The 21,079-nt window shown below is 62.6% G+C and carries 13 protein-coding genes; 8 read left to right on the forward strand and 5 right to left on the reverse strand.

The genetic code is table 11. The features are described from left to right. Positions 1 to 4: 4 nt before the first annotated feature. The 3 genes from JOE34_RS21900 to JOE34_RS21910 all read right to left on the reverse strand — a co-directional run bounded on the left by JOE34_RS21900 (position 5) and on the right by JOE34_RS21910 (position 12,630). Entirely contained in the window at positions 5 to 7,984 is a 7,980-nt protein-coding gene (locus JOE34_RS21900; protein WP_209996673.1) for a non-ribosomal peptide synthetase, read from the reverse strand. Further along, the gene (locus JOE34_RS21905) at positions 7,981 to 11,391 is read right to left on the reverse strand and encodes a non-ribosomal peptide synthetase (RefSeq protein ID WP_046265824.1); all 3,411 of its coding nucleotides are present in this window, start codon (positions 11,389 to 11,391) and stop codon (positions 7,981 to 7,983) included. Before JOE34_RS21905 ends, JOE34_RS21900 begins: the two co-directional genes overlap by 4 nt. Before the next feature lie 261 nt (positions 11,392 to 11,652). Continuing rightward, positions 11,653 to 12,630, reverse strand: a complete 978-nt coding sequence (locus JOE34_RS21910) for a TauD/TfdA family dioxygenase (RefSeq protein ID WP_003416013.1) — start codon at positions 12,628 to 12,630, stop codon at positions 11,653 to 11,655. Positions 12,631 to 12,924: 294 nt separating this feature from the next. On the opposite strand from JOE34_RS21910, the gene JOE34_RS21915 reads away from it, so the two are divergent. The 8 genes from JOE34_RS21915 to JOE34_RS21950 are packed head-to-tail and all read left to right on the forward strand — an operon-like array spanning position 12,925 to position 19,119. Next, positions 12,925 to 14,139: a PepSY domain-containing protein gene (locus JOE34_RS21915; protein WP_096133372.1), complete on the forward strand. Its 1,215-nt coding sequence runs from the start codon at positions 12,925 to 12,927 to the stop codon at positions 14,137 to 14,139. After that, the gene (locus tag JOE34_RS21920; RefSeq protein WP_024683408.1) at positions 14,136 to 14,681 is read left to right on the forward strand and encodes a hypothetical protein; all 546 of its coding nucleotides are present in this window, start codon (positions 14,136 to 14,138) and stop codon (positions 14,679 to 14,681) included. The genes JOE34_RS21915 and JOE34_RS21920 overlap by 4 nt, the downstream gene beginning before the upstream one ends. Then, positions 14,678 to 15,010, forward strand: a complete 333-nt coding sequence (locus JOE34_RS21925; protein ID WP_096115489.1) for a hypothetical protein — start codon at positions 14,678 to 14,680, stop codon at positions 15,008 to 15,010. Before JOE34_RS21920 ends, JOE34_RS21925 begins: the two co-directional genes overlap by 4 nt. After that, on the forward strand, positions 15,007 to 15,573 hold the full coding sequence (locus JOE34_RS21930) for a DUF6162 family protein (protein ID WP_004404943.1): 567 nt from the start codon (positions 15,007 to 15,009) through the stop codon (positions 15,571 to 15,573). The genes JOE34_RS21925 and JOE34_RS21930 overlap by 4 nt, the downstream gene beginning before the upstream one ends. Positions 15,574 to 15,608: 35 nt before the next feature. Next, positions 15,609 to 16,541, forward strand: a complete 933-nt coding sequence (locus JOE34_RS21935) for a metal ABC transporter substrate-binding protein (protein ID WP_003423544.1) — start codon at positions 15,609 to 15,611, stop codon at positions 16,539 to 16,541. Beyond that, positions 16,538 to 17,302 carry a metal ABC transporter ATP-binding protein gene (locus JOE34_RS21940; RefSeq protein WP_003318858.1) on the forward strand — a complete coding sequence of 255 codons (765 nt, stop codon included), beginning with the start codon at positions 16,538 to 16,540 and terminating at the stop codon, positions 17,300 to 17,302. The genes JOE34_RS21935 and JOE34_RS21940 overlap by 4 nt, the downstream gene beginning before the upstream one ends. After that, on the forward strand, positions 17,302 to 18,201 hold the full coding sequence (locus JOE34_RS21945; protein ID WP_004418348.1) for a metal ABC transporter permease: 900 nt from the start codon (positions 17,302 to 17,304) through the stop codon (positions 18,199 to 18,201). Before JOE34_RS21940 ends, JOE34_RS21945 begins: the two co-directional genes overlap by 1 nt. Further along, complete coding sequence (locus tag JOE34_RS21950) at positions 18,202 to 19,119, forward strand: zinc ABC transporter substrate-binding protein (RefSeq protein WP_096115487.1); 918 nt, start codon at positions 18,202 to 18,204, stop codon at positions 19,117 to 19,119. 135 nt (positions 19,120 to 19,254) lie between these two features. Here JOE34_RS21950 and JOE34_RS21955 read toward each other — a convergent pair whose 3' ends face one another. Both JOE34_RS21955 and JOE34_RS21960 read right to left on the reverse strand, forming a co-directional pair. After that, positions 19,255 to 19,473 carry an MbtH family protein gene (locus tag JOE34_RS21955; RefSeq protein ID WP_003304661.1) on the reverse strand — a complete coding sequence of 73 codons (219 nt, stop codon included), beginning with the start codon at positions 19,471 to 19,473 and terminating at the stop codon, positions 19,255 to 19,257. Positions 19,474 to 19,554: 81 nt separating this feature from the next. Further along, positions 19,555 to 20,967, reverse strand: a complete 1,413-nt coding sequence (locus JOE34_RS21960) for an aspartate aminotransferase family protein (protein ID WP_010426131.1) — start codon at positions 20,965 to 20,967, stop codon at positions 19,555 to 19,557. Positions 20,968 to 21,079 lie beyond the last annotated feature (112 nt).

Here is a 21,079-nt window from a genome sequence, read left to right on the forward strand (position 1 = left end):
CCTGCTAAGCAATCAAATTATCAATTTCCTCCGCTGATAAACGTTTGAGTGCCTCCAGTGATTTAGTCAATTCGTCCTGCGCGTGGTCACTTTCGCCATTTTTTTCCTGCAGCGTGGCGCAGAAGTCCGCCAGCAGTGGTTGCTCGAAGACATCCTTGAGGCCGACCTCGTGCTGCAACTGTTCGCGCACCCGCACGAGCATCTGCACCGCCAGCAGCGAATGGCCGCCGAGCTCGAAAAAGTTGTCGTTGCGCCCGACCCGCTCGACCTTCAACACATCGGCCCAGATCGCTGCCAGTTGCTGCTCCAGCTCGCCTTGCGGAGCGCTGTAGCTGGCCTGCAACTGACTGGCATCCGGCGCAGGCAGCGCCTTGCGATCCAGCTTGCCGTTGGCAGTCAGCGGCATGCTGTCGAGGACGATGAAATGGGTGGGCACCATATAATCGGGCAAGTGCGCCCTCAGTTCATTTTTCAGCGTTTCACGAAGGCTCTGCTGATCCTGATCAGGCTCGTTAGGCACCAGATACGCCGCCAACTGCCCGTCCAGCGCCAGCACGCTCACTTCGCGTATGGCCGGGTGCGCTTGCAACCGCGCTTCGATTTCACCGAGTTCGATGCGGAAGCCGCGAATTTTCACTTGATGGTCGATGCGCCCGACGTAGTCGATCACGCCCGTGGCCCGATAACGCGCCAGGTCGCCGGTGCGATAAAGGCGGCCACCGTCGTTGGAGAACGGGTCCGGCACAAAGCGTTCGGCGGTCAGCGCCGCACGATTGTGATAGCCCCGCGCCAGACCGGCATGGCCGATGTGCAACTCGCCGCTGCAGCCCTGAGCGACCGGGTTGAAATCAGCATCCAGTACGTACCACGACAGGTCGGGAATCGCCTCGCCAATCGGGCTGGCCGGGTTCTGCGTGTCGGCCAGCGTGATCGGTCGATAGCTCACATGCACGGTGGTTTCGGTGATGCCGTACATGTTGATCAGTTGCGATGATTGATCGCCAAAGCGCTCGAACCACGGCTTCAGGCTAACGACGTCCAGCGCCTCGCCGCCGAAGATAACTTTCTGCAGCGACAGCGGTAACGATGAATCACAGGCCACGCGCATCAGTTGCTTGAACGCCGACGGCGTCTGGTTGAGCACCGTGACCTGTTGTTCGATCAGCAACGCATGGAATTCTTCCGGCGAGCGGGTCACTTCGCGGGGCACGATCACCAGTCGGCCGCCATGCAGCAGTGCGCCAAAGATCTCCCAGACCGAGAAGTCGAAGGCAAAGGAATGGAACAGCGTCCACACGTCCTTTTCGCTGAATGTGAACCAGTCATCCGTCGCGGCGAACAGGCGCATCAGGTTGTGATGGGCGAGCAAGGTACCTTTCGGTTTACCGGTCGAACCCGAGGTGTAGATCACGTAGGCCAGGTTGTCCGGCGCGGTCTGATTGATCGGGTTTTCCGTGCTGTAACCGTCCAGTTTGTCAGCCAGATCGAGCGTCTGCACCTGTTCGGGGATCGGCAGTTTGCCAAGCAGCGGCGCTTGGGTCAGCAACAGTTCGATACCACTGTCGTGCATCAGAAAGCTCAGGCGATCCTGCGGGTAATCCGGGTCCAGCGGCACGTAAGCACCACCGGCCTTGAGGATGGCCAGCAGGCCGACAATCATGTCCAGACCGCGCTCGGCGGCCAGCCCGACGCGCACATCCGGGCCGACGCCCTGCTCGCGCAGTTTGTGCGCCAGCTGGTTGGCGCGCTGGTTGAGCTGCCGGTAACTCAGTTGCTGATCGCCAAAACTCAGGGCGATGGCCTGCGGGTTACGCTCGGCTTCGGCTTCGATGCGTTGGTGGGCGCAGTGCTCGCTCGGGTAGCGCTGCACGCTTTGCGTCCAGGCGGTCGGCAATGCCAGTTCGCCGAGTGGCGTGGTTGCCGATGCGCAGAGGCTCTGCAGCAGGTGATCGAAATGCGCCGCCAGTTGCAGAATGCCTTCGGCGCTGAAGTGCTGGCGGTCGTAACTGAAACGTACCGACAGTACCTCATTGGCCTCGACCACCAGGGTCAGCGGGTAATGGGCCTGCTCCTGATTGCGCAGGTCGCTGAAGACCAGACCGTCCGGCGCGCGCTGCAGGGCTTCGGACACCGGGTAGTTTTCGAACACCAGAATGTTGTCGAACAACGCCTCGCCACTGTTGCGCGCCCAGCGCTGGATGTCATACAGCGGCGTGTGCTCATGCTCGCGCAGAGCAAGGTTTTTCGCCTGCACCTGCTGCACCCAGTCGGCCACCGTCTGCTCGGCACGCGGGCTGGCGATGACCGGCAGGGTATTGATGAACAGCCCCAGCTGTTCTTCGACACCCGGCAACTCGGCCGGACGCCCGGCCACCGTCGCGCCAAAGGTCACGCCGGACTGGCCGGTATAGCGTTGCAGCAGCAACAGCCAGGCCGATTGCAGCAGCGTATTGAGGGTGACGCGTTGCTCGCGGGCAAACTCGCTCAAACGTCGCGTGCCGTCGCTGTCGATCAGCTGGATGTAGTCGCCGTAGCCCTGCCCCTCGGCCGAAGACTTGAACGCTTGCAGCAAGCGGGTCGGCTCGTCCAGCTCCGCCAGTTCCGCAGTCCAGAAACGCTCGCTGAGCGCGGCATCCTGACGCTGTAGCCACTGAATGTAATCACGATAGCGGCCTGCCTGTTTCGCTGGCATCTGCCCGCTGTAGCGTTGCAGCACTTCACCGAGCAGGCGCGAGCTGCTCCAGCCATCCATAAGGATGTGGTGGCTGGTGTAAACCAAATGCCACGCGTCGTCGGCGATACGCAACACGGCCAGGCGCAACAATGGCCCTTGCGCCAGATCGAAGCCTTGCTGACGGTCGGCCTGCGCCCAATCGTCGAGCCAGTTTTCTGGCTGACCACGCGCATCCAGCTCGACAAAGGGCACCTCGACCTGACGCTGCACCACTTGCAGCGACTGCTCGCGCTGACTGACAAAACAGCTGCGCAGCACGTCGTGATGGTCCACCGCGGCCTGCCAGGCGTTGCGGAAACGCGGCACATCCAGCCCGCGAATGTTCACCTGCAACTGGTTGATGTAGTTGCCCGCGCGTTCATCGAATAACGAGTGAAACAGCATGCCCTGCTGCATCGGTGACAGCGGGTAGATATCCTCGATCTGGCCCGCCGCAATCGGCAGACCGTCAAGCTGCGCCTGGGTGAGGCGCGCCAGCGGGAAGTCCGACGGCGTAACGCCTTGATGCCCCGCCGTGCAATGTTCGATCAGGGTGGTCAGCGCCTGCTCGTAGCGACGCGCCAGGGTGTCGATGGTCGAGGCGTGATACACCTCGCGGCTGAAGCTCCAGTCCAGTTGCAACTGGCCGTCGAACACCTGACCGTTAAGGCTCAGCCAGTTGCCCAGCGGCCCGTCTTCGCACAGCGCAGTGCCTGCACTGTCGGCACTCGGTACGAACAGCGCGCCTTGGTGTTCGTTGAAGCTGCCGTCGAACTGGCCCAGATAATTGAACGTGACCCGCGCCTGCGGCAAGGCGGCCAATTGCTGCGCGAAAGGCCCCTCGCCCATATAGCGCAACACACCGTAACCAATGCCCTTGTCGGGCACCGCACGCAATTGCTCCTTGATGCCGCACAGGCTTGCACCCGGCGCGGTCTGCAGCGTGAGACGCACCGGAAACAGGCTGCTGAACCAGCCAACGGTGCGGCTCAGATCAGTGTCGTCGAACAGGTCTTCGCGGCCATGCCCTTCCAGCTGGATCAGCACCGAGGGCTGCTGGCTCCATTCGCAGAGGACCTGGGCCAGCGCCGTCAGTAGCAGGTCGTTGACTTGCGTGCGGTACGCGGCGGGCGCGACTTTCAGCAGCTTGTGGGTCAGGTTCCTGCTCAGCCATGACGACGCATGGGCCACGTCGCGATTGCGCATCGTGCCTTCGGGCTTGTCACGAGGCAGCGGCTGGTCTTCGCCCTGCAAGGCCTGCAGCCAGTAATCGCGCTCGGCCTTCAGCGTCTCACCGGCCGCATACTGTTGCAATTGCTCGGCCCAACGCTGGAGCGACGTGGTTTTTGCCGCGAGTGCTATCGGCTGGCCTTGCGCCAGGGCGAAGTACGCCTGTTGCAGGTCTTCCAGCAACACCCGCCATGACACGCCGTCCACCAGCAGATGATGAATCACCAGCAGCAGGCGCTGTTCGCCGTGCGGCAGGTGGATCAGCACGGCACGCAATAGCGGTCCGTTTTTCAGATCCAGGCTGCGTTGCGCCTCATCGGCCAGCTCAGGCAAGCGCTCGATGCTGTCCAGCTCATGGGTCCAGAGCAGCTCGCGAGTATTCGGCGCGCCGAAGGTGGCCTGCCATTGGCCGTTCTGCTGGCTGAAACCCAAGCGCAGTGCGTCGTGCTGCTCGATCAGCGCAGTCAATGCCGACTGAAGATGAGCGGCCTCCAGCGTTTGCAACGGCTTGAGCATCAGCGCCTGATTCCAGTGCTGGCGCTCGGGGATGTCCAGTTCGAAGAAACGTGCCTGAATCGGCAGCAACGGCAACGAACCGCTGATCTGCTCTGCCACAGCGACGGGCTTTTTCTGAATCAGTTTCGCCACCGAGGCCAGTTGGCCGATGGTCTGTTTTTCGAACAATTGCTTGGGGCTGAGCTTGATGCCCTGGCGCTTGGCGCGGGCAATGATCTGCAGGCTGAGAATCGAATCGCCGCCCAGTTCGAAGAAGTTGTCAGTGCTGCCCACTTGCTCCAGCTTGAGGACATCCGCCCACACGGCAGCGAGCTTTTCCTCGATCTCGCCGACTGGTGCGGTGTAACGCTGTTTGACCACGCCAGGCTTGGGCAAGGCGCGCTTGTCGAGCTTGCCGTTGACGGTCAGTGGCAGACTGTCCAGCAGCATGATCTGCGCGGGCACCATGTAGTCCGGCAAGCGCGCAGCCAGTTGCTCGCGCAGGCTGTCGACATTCAGATTCGCCCCGCTTGCCGCGACGCAATAGGCCACCAGTTGCAGGCGGGTCTGATCGTCATCGACGGGCAACGCCAGTACGCTGACCTGCGCCACCGAAGCCAGGCCCAGCAACACCCGCGCGACCTCTGCCGGCTCGACGCGATAGCCGCGCACTTTGACCTGATCGTCGGCCCGGCCGATGAATTCCAGCAGGCCCTGATGATTGCGGCGCATGCGGTCGCCGCTGCGGTAGACGCGCGTGCCGTCCTGCGCGAACGGGTCCGGCACGAAGCGCTCGGCGGTCAGCGCAGGCTGGCCGATATAGGCCAGCGCCACGCTGTCGCCGCCGATGTACAGCTCACCGGCGACCTGAGTACCCACAGGGTTCAGCACGTCGTCCAGCACGTAGGCGCTGGCCCCCGGCAACGATCTGCCGACTGGCACGCTGCGCAGAGGGTCGCCAGAGTTCACCCCAGTGGATACACATACATCCTGTGGGAGATACACATCCTGTGGGAGCGAGCTTGCTCGCGAAAGCGATGGCCCAGCCGGCCTGTTTCGCAAGCCTGTGTCGGCCTCTTCGCGAGCAAGCGAAGCATCGCCCGGCTCGCTCCCACAGGGCGACATCAGCACCTCATAAGTCAGCACACCAACAGTGGTTTCGCTCGGCCCGTAGTGGTTGATCACCCGGCAACCCGGCTTGAGCTGACGCACCTGCTCCACAAGCGCTGGCGAGCAGGCTTCGCCGCCGACAATCAGTGCATGCTGCGGCAGTACATCGGCTGGCTGACCGGCCTGCAACAGCGCGGCCAGATGACCGGGGACGATTTTCAGCACGCCCACCTGATGCTCGGCCATGTAGGCCGCGAAGGCATCCGGGTCAAAACCCAGCGCCTCTGTCAGCACGTGCAGCGTGCGTCCCGAACACAGCGCGCCGAACAGCACGGTATGGCCGAGGTCGGCGGCGATGGTCGAGACCAGCGCCATGCTCGCCTCGGGTGCCAGTTGCAATTGCTCCGACAAGCCACGCAGGTAACTGGCCAGTGCGCTCTGGCTGACCAGCACACCTTTTGCCTGGCCGGTCGAGCCGGAGGTATGAATCACGTAGGCCGCCGAATCGGCTGAAGGCCGGGTGTCAGGGCGGCTGACAGGCAGGTCCTGCCACAGCGCAGGCGTCCAGGTCAGGCCCTGACAACCGGCAACACCCAGCGACGTGTGCCGCACATCACCCTCGGCACACAGCAATACTCTTGCCTGCGCATTGACCAGCATCTGTTGCAGTCGCGCATCGGGGGCTTTGACGTCCAGCGGCATGTACACGCCGCCGGCCTTGAAAATTGCCAGCACGGCGGTCAGCCAGTCCAGCGAACGCTCCATCAATACCGCGACCGGCTGGCCCTCGCTGATGTCCATGCGGATCAGGTGATGGGCCAACTGATTGGCGGCCTGCTCCAGTTGCAGCGTGGTCAGCGTGCGCTGCAGGCAGCGGGCTGCCTGGGCATTAGGTTGCCGTTCGACCTGTCGGTCCCACAGTTGCAGCATGTGCGGCGCGGGTGCGCGAGCGTCGCGCCTCGGCTCGACCGCGAGTGCTCCCAGGCTGAACAGCGGTGCCTGCGGCGCGTCGAGCAGGGTTTCGAACAGCGCGAGCAGTTCCGGGATGAAACCTTCGACGGTGGTGCGTCGATACAGGTCGCTGGCGTAGGCCATGTCGCCGTGGATCAGTGTGCCATCATCCGTGATGTCCAGCGCCAGGTCGAAATGTGCGCCCTGTTTGTCGAAGGCATATTCGCTGACCTCCAGCCCGGCCAGCCTGAGCGCGGTTTTCTGCTTGAGGACCACGTTCTGGTTGAACTTGGCCTGGAACAGAGGGTTGTGGCCCAGGCTACGCTCGGGCGCCAGTTGATCGACCAGTTGTTCGAAGGGCACGTCCTGATGCGCCTGCGCACCGAACGAGGTGTCGCGAATCTGCGCGAGCAGGTCAAGGTAGCTCAGGCGTTCGTCCACCTGGCAGCGCAAAACCTGAGTATTTATGAAGAAGCCGATCAAGCCTTCGGTTTCAGCGCGACCGCGGTTGGCATTCGGCACGCCGATGCGGATATCACGCTGCCCGGCCTTGCGCGACAGAAACAGCGAAAAGCCGGCCAGCACCAGCATGAACAGGGTCATGCCCTGCGTGCGCGCAAAGGCGTTGAGCCGCCGCGACAGGTCTACACCGAAATCGAAACGCAGGTGCTCGCCCTGATGGCTTTGCGTGGCCGGACGCGGGAAATCCGGTGCGGCGTCCAGCAACGGTTGCTCTTCGCCCAACTGGTGACGCCAGTAGTCCAGCTGACGTGCGCCCTCGCCCGCCTCCAGCCAGCTGCGCTGCCAGATCGCATAGTCGGCGTATTGCAGCGGCAGTTCCGGCAGCGCGGGTTCGCGGCCCTCGCAGTACGCCTGATAGCAGTGCACGAACTCCTGAATCATCACATCCATCGACCAGCCGTCGGAGACGATGTGGTGCATGCTGACGATCAGCACATGCTCGTCGTCCGCGAGGCGAAACAGGTGCGCGCGCAGCAGCGGCCCCGTACGCAGATCAAACGCTTGGCCCGTGACTGTGGCCACTTGCAGCGCCAGCTCGGCATCGCGCAGTTCGACATCGGCCAGACCGGCCAAATCAATGCTTTCCAATGCGACTGTCTGGTCGTGCAGCAGCAGTTGCTGTGCCTGATCGCCATCAGTCTGAAACACCGTGCGCAGCACCTCATGGCGCTCAATCAGGTGATCGAATGCACGGCGCAACGCCGACTCGTTCAACGTGCCGCGCAGACGCAGGCCGGTGGTCATCTTGTACGCGTCGCTCGACGGATCGAGCTGCCAGAGGAACAGCAGGCGTTGCTGAGCGAAGGACAGCGGAATGGCGCTGACATCATGCCGGCTGACCGGCACCGGCAACAGGCTGAAATCCTTGCCTTCCTGGCGCAACCGGGCGAGGAACTGTTGGCGTTGCTCCAGCGACAGGCCGACAAAACGTTTCGCGATGCGTGCAGCAGTGGTCCCGGTCATGCGCCGAATTCCTCCAGTGAGTCCATGAACTGGTCCATGTCGCTCCAGTCGTTGTCCGTGCTGTTGTCGGTCAGCGCTGCCACTTCGACGGCGAGCTCACTGAGCAGCGGTTTTTCAAACAGAGTGCGCAGCGGCAGGCTGATGCCCAACTGCGTCTTGATCCGGGCGATGACTTGCGCGGCGAGCAACGAATGCCCGCCCAGTTCGAAAAAGTGATCGTCGAGGCCCACCTGGGGCGCATGCAGGACGTCCGCCCAGATGGCCGCCAGGCAGATTTCCACCTCGCTGTGCGGCGCCCGATAACGCGCCTGCAACTGGCTTGCGTCGGGGGCTGGCAATGCCTTGCGGTCCAGCTTGCCGCTGGGCGTCAGGGGCAGCTCGGGCAACAGCAGCATGTGCGTCGGCACCATGTAATCCGGCAGGAAGGCTTGCAACTGGCTGCGGATGCTTTGGCGCAGGGCCAACTGTTCGGCCTCTGTAGACGCGGCAACGTCCGGCACCACGTAGGCGACCAACTGCGTGCTGCCCGCCAGTTCGACGGCCAGCACCACGGCCTCGCGCACGCCCGTGCATTGCTGCAGGCGCGATTCGATTTCGCCCAGCTCGAGGCGGAAACCGCGAATCTTCACTTGATGATCGACCCGGCCGATGTACTCGACAGCACCATCGGCACGCAGTCGGGCGCGGTCGCCGCTGCGATACAGGCGCTCACCGCTGACAAATGGATCGGCGACAAAACGTTCGGCGCTCAGACCGGGCTGAGCGTGATACCCCCGCGCCAGACCAGGACCGCCGATGTACAGCTCGCCCACCGCACCTTGCGGCAGCAGGTTCATTTGATCGTCGAGAACGTACAGGCGTCGTCCTGCCAGCGCCCGGCCAATCGGCACGCCGCGCCAGGACACCTGCTGCGGGGTCAGCGTGCTGCAATCATGGATGCTCGACACCACGGTGGCTTCGGTCGGGCCATAGGTATTGAGCAGGCGTACATGCCCGAGCCCGGCCTTTTGCCACAGGCGCAGCCCCTCGACGGCCATGGCTTCGCCGCCAACATGCACCTGCCGTAGCGCGCCGTAATGCGCGGGCGGGCTGGCGGCGAAGTCCTGAACCAGCGTCAGCCAATAGGCCGCGGGCAAGTCGGCGAGGGTTACGCCGTGCTCGACGATGGCCTGATGGAAGGTGGCGCTGTCCCACAGGCGCTCGTCACGCAGCACGACGGCCGCACCGCGACACAACGGTGGGTAGAACTGCTCGACGAAGCCATCGAAGCTGTGGGTGGCGAACTGCAGGACCCGGTCGCCTTCGCGCAGCTCACTGTAGTTGGCCCCCAGGGCGACGAACTCGGCCAGCGCCGCATGACTGATCGCCACGCCTTTGGGCCGCCCGGTCGACCCTGAGGTGTAAATCACGTAGGCCAGGCTGGCCGGATCGATCGGGCCGTCGAGGTTGTGCACGCTGGCGGTTTCGCTGTTCATCCGATCGATGCACAGGCATTGCATGTCAGCCAATTCAGGCAGCCCGGTCAGCTGATCGCTGTGGGTCAGCAGCAGTTTCACGCCACTGTCCTCCAATACATGACGCAAGCGTTCGCGCGGCGCATTCAGGTCCAGCGGCACATAGGCACCGCCAGCCTTGAGCACGGCGAGCAGCGCCACGGGCATGTCCAGCGAACGATCCAGCGCCACGCCGACCAGCACGTCCGCGCCGACACCCTGCTCGCGCAGCTGCCAGGCCAGACGGTTACTGCGCTGGTTCAGCTCGGTGTAGCTCAGGCCTGGAGACTGACCTTCGCTGGCAAGGATCAGCGCCGCTGCATCGGGCGTGCGTTGTACCTGCGCTTCGAACAGACGGTGTGCGGCGGTGTTGCTGTCGGCGTTGGCAGCACTGTCCACTGCCAACAGTTGCTTACGTTCGTCGGCCGAGAGCATCGACAGCTCGGCGATGGTCTGCAGCGGGTCGGCACAGACAGAGGCCAACAGGTTGCGCCAGTGCCCGGCCAGGCGAGCGATGGTCGACTCGTCAAAAATGTCGGTGGCGTAGGTGAAGGCGGCATGCAGTTGTTCGCCTTCACCGCTGGTGGCCAGCATCAGGTCGCTGGCGGCAGCGTGCGAGCGCTGCGCCAGTGCCTGTTGTTCGGCGGGCAGATTGGCCACGCGCAGGCCGCCGCTCAACTGTTTGTCGAGCAGGTCGGCAACCACCGGCTGGTGATTGAACATCACCTGAAATAAAGGGTTATGGCTCTGACTGCGCTCCGGCTGCAGGGCGTCGATGATGGCGTCGAATGGCAACTCCTGATGCGCTTGGGCACCGGTCGAGGCATCGCGGACGATATTCAACAGGTCGACGAAGCGGGTCTGCGCCGTCACTTCACTGCGCAGTACCTGAGTATTGATGAAGCAGCCGATCAGCCCTTCGGTTTCGCTGCGGGTGCGGTTGGCGATCAGGCCGCCGACACGAATGTCGGTCTGCCCGCTGTAGCGATGCAGCAGGCTTTTGAAGGTCGCCAGCAGCACCACGAACAGGGTCACGCCCTGGCGTTGCGCGAGGCTTTTCAGGTTGCGCAGCAGCTCGGGCTCCAGTGCCAGCTCCAGGCGAGCGCCGTCGTGACTGGGCAAGGCCGGATACGGACGGTCGGTGGGCAGCTCCAGCAGCGGATGCTCTTCGCCCAGGTGGCTGCGCCAGTAGTCCAGCTGACGCGCCTGCTCACCGGCTTCTAGCCAGCTGCGTTGCCAGACTGCGTAATCGCGGTACTGCACAAGCAGCGGCTGAAAAGGCAGCGGTTTGCCGGCCAGCAGCGCGTCGTAGCCGCGCAGCCATTCGTCGATCAGCACGTTCATCGACCAGCCATCGGTGATCATGTGGTGCAGGTTGAGCAGCAGCAGGTGCTCCTGTTCGGCCAGACGCAGCACCTGCACGGTGAACAGCGGCCCGCGCTGCAGATCGAAGGTTTGCGCGGCCTGTTCGGCCATGGCCTGACGCGCACTGGCCCAGCGCTGCTCGGGCGGCAAGGCGCTCAGGTCGGTCAGGCGGATGCTCACTGGCGCTGGCGGCGCGACACGCTGAAACGCCCGGTCGCCCTCCTGGCCGAAGGTGGTGCGCAGGCTTTCATGTCGTTCGACCAGCGCACCGAATGCCCGCTCCAGCAAAGGCAGTTCCAGCGGACCGTTCAGGCACACCGACATCGGCAGGTTGTAGGCCGCGCTGTGCGGGTCCAGTTGCCAGAGAAACCACATGCGTTGCTGGGCATAGGACAGACCGTCACGCTCGGCCAGCCCGGCACAGGAAGGAATCGGGAACAGCGAGAAATCCATGTTCTCCTTGCGCATGCCATCGAGGAACAGGCGGCGTTTTTCAAGGGGTAACTCGACAAAACGGCGAGCGAGTTTCTGGGCGTGTTCGGGGTTCATGGGTCGATCCTTGCTGAGTGGGGCTGACCGTCGGGCGGGGTCGTATCAACAAGAACGAATTGGCGAGGAAATATTTAGAAAGGTTTCTCGGGGGTAAGGCTCTGCATTGCACTGCGCACTCAAGAGAGGACGCAGAGCGTCCAGAACTGCGTGCCTACGCGGAGCGCAGGCACGATAATCAATAGCCGGACACTTATCGTTCCACTCGCTCAAACGTGACTATCGCGCCTACGCTCCGTCAGCACGATGATCTAACGGCGTTTACTTATCCGAATGCCCCTGTGCCATGGCGACCACCACTTTGCGTTTGCCGGTGAAGGGTGCGCGGGAGTGGGCGGTGAGCATGTTGTCGAGCATCAGGACGTCGTTTTCCAGCCATGGGAAGCTGACGGTGCATTCGTCGAGTACGCCGCGGATTTCGTCCAGCAGGGTTTCTTCGAGGGGCGAGCCGTCGCCGTAGTAGACGTTGCGCGGCAGGTCTTCTTCGTCCACTACGTCGAGCAGGGTTTCGCGCACTTCCGGTTGCAGGTTGGAGATGTGGAACAGGTGCGCCTGGTTGAACCAGACGGTGTCGTGGGTCACCGGGTGGCGTGATACCGCCTGACAAATCTGCCGGGTGCGCAGTTCGCCGTCGTCTTTCCATTCGCACTCGATGTTGTGCGCCCGGCAGTAGGCTTCGACCACGGACTCATCGTCGGTATTGAACACCTGACTCCATTCCACATCGAGCCCGTTGCCGTAGTTACGCACGTACATCAGTTTCTTTTCGACAAAGCGCTCGCGAATGCGCGCCGGAATGCGTCGGTAGATTTCGCGGCTGTCGGCGATCGGTGTTTCACCACCTGTCTGCGCCGCGATCATGCTGTAGAACCAGATCTTCATCGGCCATTCCAGCGTGTAGGCCTGCTCGTTGTGCAGAGGGATGCTCTGGTGCGCCGGGTACTCGGTTGAGGTGTACACGCCTTTGGTGACATTGCTGCGCGGCGTAGAGCCGAACTCGTAGTTGAGCAGCGGATCGCCGAAACCGGCGGCGAACTCGCGAAACGCTTCCGCACCGCCCACCTCGAAGCCGCGAAACAGAATCCCGCCGGCGCTGTACAGATGTTCGGCGACCAACGGCTTGAGTTCGCCCAGCGCTTCCATCAAGTCCAGACCGGGCTCGGGTGCCTGCACCAGCATCGGCAAGCTGCCCGCCCCTGCCAGCAACGGCCGGATATCCAAACTCAACGCATGACTCATGATGTCTCTCCCTTGATGGCAAAAGCGCCCGAGCCCCTGCGGCCTGGCGCAACACCAATGTCCAGATTGAACGTACTGCGCTGCTGAAAAATTAGCCGTACCGCCCTATTCATGCGGCATGCGGAGGTGTACCGCGGCGCTGAAACAATTTTTTGCATTTAAACGCAAAAAGTTCCTATAGGAATTCAGTTCTCATTCGTCTTTAACTTAATGCGAGGCTTTTTACGCCCGCGCGTACAGACAGAGGGCACCGCCTTGCGGCCGCTCCACATCGTGAATCGAGATTGTTTATCCATGTCGAAGAAGTCCCGTTCAAAAATCTGGTTTCTCGTCCACAGCTGGCTGGCCCTGCCGATCTGGTTCTTCGTGCTGATCGTTTGTGTGACCGGCACGCTGGCCGTGGTCAGCAAGGAAATCATGTGGCTGGCCAACCCGGAGATGCGTGACAACCGCCCTTCCGACGACGCCCAGCGCCTGAACTTCGAACAGATTCGCGCAACCATCGAACGCAACGAGCCGGACCTGATCGTCGGCACCATCATGCAGCCGGACGGCGAGTACTTCGCCTTGAGCGTGTTCATCACCTACCCCGACGGGCGTTCGGTGCCGGCTTACGTCAACCCTTACACTGGAGTGATTCAGGGTATTACCCCATCGTTCGACTTCCGCCGCTTCACCCGGGCGCTGCACGGCTGGTGGCTGGTGCCGTTTACCAACGGCTATTCGTGGGGCTGGTACCTGGTGTCGATTCTCGGCCTGCCGTTGCTGGCGTCACTGGTGACCGGGCTGGTGGTCTACAAGAAATTCTGGCGCGGCTTTTTCAAGCCCGTGCGTTTCAGCCAGGGCCCGCGGATTTTCTGGGGCGACCTGCATCGCCTCAGCGGCGTCTGGTCGATCTGGTTCATTGCGGTAATTTCCATTACCGGCACGTGGTTTCTGATCCAGGCGATTCTGGGCGACAACCAGATCAGTATTTCCAGCAAATCCCAGGTCGCGTCGATCATCCCGCACAGCGCCGTGCCGCTGACTGCCGACGGCAGACCCGCGCCGACCATCAGCCTGGAGCGCGCCGTGGAAATCGCCAGGGAGCGGATTCCGGGCCTGGAAGCCAGCTTCATCACACCGCCGTTCAATGCCTACAGCAACATGCAGGTGGGTGGACGCAGCTGGTATCCATTGATGTTCCAGACCGCCGAAATCAACCCGTACAGCGGCGAGATTGCCGCCTCGCACCTGCTGTCGGACCGCAACAAGCTGGAGTTCGTCACCGAGTCCATGCGCCCCCTGCACACCGGCGATTTCGGCGGCATCTGGATCAAGCTGATCTGGGCGTTTTTCGGCCTGCTGCTGAGCATGATGGTGCTCAGCGGCCTGTTGATCTGGAGCAAGCGCACCGCGATAGCAACAATCAATGCCCTCAAGCGTGATGCCCGAGCCAGACCTGTCGCGTACACCCCGGAGATAAACACCTCGCCGCTGGCGACCCGCACCCCGGAGAACAGCCTGTGAGCAAGGCCGCCGCTGCTGCACAACCTGCATCGTCACTGAGTCGTTTCTGGCACAAATGGCGCTTCCATATCAACGTGCTGCTGGTGCTGATCCCGCTGGGTTTCATGCCCAAGTACTTCTCCGATGTTTCACTGGATCGTGGTGATCAGGGCCTTGGCCAGCGCGAGGTCGGCGAGATTCAGGTCGGCCCGTGGAACCTGCGCCTGGCAGAAGACCGCAACGAAGCGCCGCGCCTTTCCGGCCCATCGGGCTACATGAAAAGTTTCAACGCGGCGCTGTGCAACGCCTGCATCGACCGGGTCAAGGCCACTTATCTGCGTATCGGCAAACCGCGCAGCCTGCGCACCGCCGGGGTGATTTTCTTCGGTGGCGGCTACCGCATGAGTGCCTTCATGCAGATCGCGCAAAACACCGATCCCGACGCCGAACTGTGGATCACCATGGAAGGCTGGGACGGCGCCGTGCATCAGACTTCCATCCCCCTGCAACAGGCTTCGCCCAGCACCGTGGCGTGGCTTAAAAAACAAGGAGCCCAACCATGATTGCCCGCCCTTCCCTGCGCTGGCTGACGGCCAGTGCCCTGTGCCTGCTTGGCCTGAGCGGCAACGCCCTGGCGCATAACCCGATGTGCGAATGCAAACAGATCGACACCGAGCAGATCCGCTGCACCGGCGGTTTTTCCGACGGCAGTGGTGCGCCGGGTGTGACCCTGGACGTGATCGGCTACGACGAAACCATCCTGGTGCCCGGCAAGCTCGGCGAAGACTCGACCGTGACCTTCAAGCGCCCGGCTTCGGAGTTCTACGTGCTGTTCGACGCCGGACCCGGTCACGTGGTGGAAATCGATCAGGCGGACATCCAGGCGCCATGAGCACACCAACCCGACACATCGTCCGCCCGGCAGGCGCCGGGCATGAAACCCTGTACGTCCTGCTGCTGTGCCTGCTGATCCTCGGCAGCGCTGCCGGCGTGATCAGCCTGCACCGTGATACTCAGGAAACGCACAGCATCGCCAACCACCAACTGGACGCACGACGCGATTTGAGCGCTGCGGAACAAGGCATTTACGCCGACCTGCGCGTGACCCTCGACGAAATCCGCCTGCTGGCCAGCGAGCAGCAGACACCGATCACCCCAGAGCAACTGGGCGATGAAGGCTTTGCGCCGTTCGCCAGGGATGCCAGTTCGGTGAGCCGTGGCGATCATGCCTGGCAGATGATCGAGCAGTCCTACCTGGGACTGAGCCGGACGCCGAGCGTGGCCGGTTCGTTTCTGATGCGTGTCGATTCCGGCGAGCAGCCAGACATCTGGATCAACCGCAACGCCTCGCTGGCGACGGTCAGCGACCTCAGTGACCAGGCCTTGATCGATTCAGGCTGGAAACAGGTCGTCGCGCAATTCGATGCTGGCGTGACCCGTCAGCACCCGCACTGAAACTCCGCATTCCTTTGAAAGAAGACCGCTTGCCCATGCCTATTTCATTCAAACGCCGTCCCTTGCTGCGCGGCCTGCTGACGGGGCTGATGGTCGCCCTGCTGGCGCCGTCCAGCTTCGCCGCCGAACCGGCCAAACGCCTGCGCATCGGCATTACCCTGCACCCTTACTACAGCTACGTGAGCAATATTGTCGGCGACAAGGCCGACGTCGTGCCGCTGATCCCGGCGGGCTTCAACCCGCATGCCTATGAGCCGCGCGCCGAGGACATCAAGCGCATCGGTTCGCTGGACGTGATCGTGCTCAACGGCGTTGGCCATGACGATTTTGCCGACCGCATGATCGCCGCCAGTGAAACGCCGAACATCAAGACCATCGAGGCCAATGCCGATGTGCCGTTGCTGGCGGCCACCGGGGTGGCGGCGCGAGGTGCTGGCAAAGTGGTCAATCCGCACACCTTCCTGTCGATCAGTGCGTCCATTGCGCAGGTCAACAATATCGCCCGCGAGCTGGGCAAGCTGGACCCGGACAATGCCAAAACCTACACCGCCAACGCCCGCGCCTACGGCAAGCGCCTGCGCCAGATGCGCGCCGACGCGCTCGCCAAACTGACCAAGGCACCCAATGCCGACCTGCGCGTGGCCACGGTGCATGCCGCCTACGACTACCTGCTGCGCGAATTCGGCCTGGAAGTCACCGCCGTGGTTGAACCGGCGCATGGCATCGAGCCGAGCCCGAGCCAGTTGAAAAAAACCATCGACCAACTGCGTGAGCTGGACGTGAAGGTGATCTTCTCGGAGATGGATTTCCCGTCCACCTACGTCGAGACCATTCAGCGTGAATCCGGGGTCAAACTGTACCCTCTGTCGCATATCTCCTATGGCGAATACACCGCTGACAAATACGAAAAGGAGATGGCCGGCAACCTGGACACAGTGGTACGCGCCATTCAGGAGTCGGGCGCATGACGGCTGCACAGCAACTCGATATCGTCAGCCAGGGGCCGGGCATCGAATTCAAGCAGGTCAGCCTGACCCTCGGGCGCACCACGATTCTCGATCAGGTTCATTTCAATGTGCGCGCCGGCAGCGTACACGCACTGGTCGGCCCGAACGGCGGTGGCAAAAGCTCGCTGATCAAGACCCTGCTCGGGCAGACACCGCATCAGGGCCAATTGAGCCTACTGTGGCCTGCAGCTCCAGGGCTGATCGGCTATGTACCGCAGGCGCTGGAGTTCGACCGTGGCCTGCCGATGACCGTCGACGACTTCATGGCTGCGATGTGTCAGCGACGCCCGGCGTTTTTGGGCTTGTCGAAGCACTACGCGGCAGCGATTGGCGAGGCGCTGGAACGGGTCGGGATGCAGGACAAGCGCAAACGGCGCATGGGCGCGCTGTCCGGTGGCGAGCGGCAGCGCGTGCTGCTGGCGCAGGGGCTGATTCCTGCGCCGCAATTGCTGGTGCTGGATGAGCCGATGTCGGCGCTGGATGAAGCGGGTATTCAGGTGTTCGAGCGGTTGTTGGGCGACTGGCGCCGAAGCGGGGTTACGGTCCTGTGGATCGAGCATGACCTGGATGCCGTCAGGCGTCTGGCCGATCAGGTAACAGGGCTCAACCGACGCATCCTGTTCGATGAACCGGCCGCCACTGCGCTGACCCCGGAGCGGCTGCTGACCCTGTTTTCCGCGCACCCGCGCACGACGGATAGCAGCGCCGGGAGGATCGCGTAATGGATTACGAAACCTTTCGCCTGTTCATTCAGGGCCTCGCCTCTTCCGGTTACCTGCCCGAGGCGCTGGCCTACGGTTTCGTGGTCAACGCCCTGCTCGCCGGGCTGTTGATCGGCCCGGTGCTGGGCGGGCTGGGAACACTGGTGGTGGTCAAGCGCTTCGCGTTTTTCTCCGAAGCCGTGGGCCATGCGGCACTGACCGGGGTGGCGATCGGCATTCTGCTCGGCGAACCCTACACCGGCCCCTATGGCGCGCTGTTCGGCTATTGCCTGCTGTTCGGCATCGTCCTCAATTACCTGCGCAACCGCACCGGGCTGGCACCGGACACGTTGATCGGCGTGTTCCTGTCGGTCTCCCTGGCACTGGGCGCGAGCCTGCTGCTGGTGCTGGCCGGCAAGATCAACGTGCACATTCTGGAAAACGTGCTGTTCGGCTCCGTGCTGACCGTCAACGGCAACGACCTGCTGGTACTGCTGATCGTCGGTTCGCTGGTCATGGGCCTGAGCCTGCCGCTGTACAACCGCATCATGCTGGCCAGCTTCAACCCGCAACTGGCTGCGGTGCGCGGCGTGGCGGTGAAGACGCTGGATTACCTGTTCGTGATTCTGGTGACGCTGATCACGGTCGCGGCGGTGAAAGTCATCGGCGCAATCCTGGTCGGTGCGCTGCTGGTGATTCCGGCGGCGGCCGCACGCCTGTTGAGCCAGTCGCTCAAGGGCTTTTTCTGGATTTCAGTGGCCATTGCGACGCTCAGCACCCTGTGCGGCATCCTGCTGCCCATCGTCTTCGACCTGCCTGTGCCGTCCGGCGCGGCAATCATTCTGGTGGCGGGCATGGCTTTTGCGCTCGCCGCCATCGCTCGCGGCACGCTGCCGAGCCTGAAAGGGAATATTGGATAAATGCCTACGTTACGTACCTTGACCCTCGCGCTGATCATGAGCGGCCTGTTCAGCAACAGCCTGCAGGCGGCTGACAGCAAAACCGACAGTTCGCAACCGGTGCGAGTGCTGGCCAGCCTGCCGATCACCTATGGCCTGAGCGAGATACTGCTCAAGGACAGCGGTGTGGTGCTGCAGCGGGCTGCAGCGGCCAACCTGCCGGGCTCGCGTCAGACGGCGTATTTCACCGGGCGTGGTGCCGATGCCTTGCGCGGGCTGGCGAACAACGCCGACGCGGTGATCGGCTTGCGCTCGATCTGGGCCGATGACCCGCTTTACCCCAATGCACGGCGCAGCAATATTCGTATCGTCGAGATCGACGCCGCACGGCCGGTGGACGGCAGCTTGCCAGGCATCGCCGTACAGCCGGGTCAGGGCACTGACGGATTGAACAGTCAGCCGTGGCTGGCGAGCAATAACATGGGGCGTATGGCCGATGTGCTGGCAGCGGATCTGGTGCGCCTGGCTCCGGCCGCCAAACCGAAAATCGAGGCCAACCTGGCGGCGTTCAAGCAGCAGCTACTCAAGCTCAGCGCCAGCAGCGAGGCCGCGCTGGCCGGTGCCGATAATTTGAGTGTGGTGAGCCTGTCGGATCGCTTCAGCTATTTGATCAGCGGGCTGAATCTGGAGCTGATCGACACTCAGGCGCTGACGGACGAGCAATGGACGCCAGAAGCCTTGAGCAAATTGAGCGCGACCCTGAAGGATAACGACGTGGCCTTGGTGCTCGATCACCGCCAGCCACCCGCGCCGGTCAAGACCGCCATTGAAGCGGCTGGCAGCAAGCTGTTGGTGCTGGGGATCGATGGCGCTGACCCGCTGGCAGAGTTGCAGGGGGATATTCAGGGGATTATCGGGGTGCTGGCTGGTATGGAGTGAGATTATCGTTCGGCACGCTCCAGCGTGGGAATGCAGGTCGCGACGCTTTACGTCGTAGAGAGGACGCGGAGCGTCCGGAAAGGCATGCGACGCGGAGCGTCGCACGATAATCGAAGTATCCGTCCAGACCGTCAATCAGGCCGTCTGCGCTTCCATTTTCTGGCGCAGGCTCAGGGGGCGCATGTCGGTCCAGACTTCTTCGATGTAGGCCAGGCATTCTTTCTTGAAGCCGCTTTTGCCCACGGTGCGCCAGCCGTTGGGGATCGCCTTGTAGTCGGGCCAGATGGAATACTGTTCTTCGTGGTTGACTACAACTTGAAAGACGATGTCTTCCCGATCGAATACTGAAGTCATTGCTGCTCTCCATGTGTGTTCAGCGCTGCCGTGCCAATTCATGGCAGCTATAGGGATTGAACGTATCACTACGTCGAAAAATTAAACCTGGGCGACAGCGGCGTTCAGCGCACGGCCGAAGATCTCTGCCACTTCGTCGATCTGCTCGGCGGTGATGATCAGCGGTGGCAGAAAACGTACCACGCTGGCATGTCGACCGCCCAGCTCCAGAATCAGCCCGCGCTTGAGGCATTCACGCTGGATCAGTGGGGCCAGACGCGCAAATAGCGGCGGGTGACCCTGTGCATCACGCGCACCGGATGGGTCGACCAGCTCGACACCGAGCATCAGGCCGCGCCCGCGAATATCGCCCAGTTGCGGGAAGTCACGCTGCAAGGCACGCAGATGCCCGGACAGCCGCGCGCCCATGGCTGTCGCGTGTTCGCAAATGGAGTGCTCCTGAAGATAGCGCATGACGGCAGAACCGGTAGCCATGGCCATCTGATTGCCGCGAAAGGTCCCGGCGTGAGCGCCTGGCAGCCAGGTATCCAGCCATGAACGATAGACCACCACCGCCAACGGCAAGCTGCCGCCGATGGCTTTGGACATGACCACCACGTCCGGGATGATCCCGGCATGCTCGAAGGCAAACATCTTGCCGGTGCGTGCGAAACCGCTCTGGATTTCATCGACGATCAGCGCCACGCCGGCCTTTTCGGTGATGCGTCGCACGCCGCGCAGCCAGTCCAGATCAGCAGGGATGACTCCGCCCTCGCCCTGCACCACTTCAAGGATGACCGCTGCGGGCAATTGCACGCCGGCTTCCGGGTCGTTGAGCAGGTTTTCCAGATAATGCAGGTTGGCGCGCACGCCCTGTTCGCCGCCAAGCCCGAACGGGCAGCGGTAATCGTAGGGGTAAGGCAGAAACTGCACGCCTGTGCCGAGCAGCGCACCCAGCGGCTTTTTAGGCCCCAGGCTGCCCATCAGGCTCAATGCGCCCTGGCTCATGCCGTGATAACCGCCCTGAAATGACAAGACCGTGCTGCGTCCGGTAGCGGTACGCACCAGCTTCAACGCGGCTTCCACCGCATCGGTCCCGGTCGGGCCGCAGAACTGAATCTTCGCGTCATCGGCCAGCGCTGGGGGCAGCAGGCCGAACAGGTCCTGAACGAACTGGTCTTTGACCGGCGTGGTGAGGTCCAGGGTGTGCAGCGGCAACTCGTCGGCGATCACCTGCTGGATCGCTTCGATAATCACTGGATGGTTATGCCCCAACGCCAGGGTGCCCGCGCCTGCCAGGCAATCGATGAAGCGCCGCCCTTCGACGTCCTCGATGTGAATACCCTTGGCGCGTTTGAGCGCCAGCGGTATGCGCCGCGGGTAGCTGCGAGCATTGGACTCCTGGCGACTCTGTCGGGCCAGCAGTGGCGATTCGTCGAACTGGTAGAGCGTCTCAGCCGCAGCCGGGGCAACCTGAGTCGGCTGATCATCGATAAACCTGGTAGCGACTGACATCTGTGCAACCCTCAATACGCTGCTTGAATGACCTGAAGCATGGGCGTTGGCGCATGCCGCTTCAGGTATGTGTTCGTTGCTTTGAAAACGCGCCAGCGGGCTGCGGATTTAC

Source organism: Pseudomonas sp. PvP028, assembly GCF_017832255.1.
Classification (GTDB): domain Bacteria; phylum Pseudomonadota; class Gammaproteobacteria; order Pseudomonadales; family Pseudomonadaceae; genus Aquipseudomonas; species Aquipseudomonas syringae.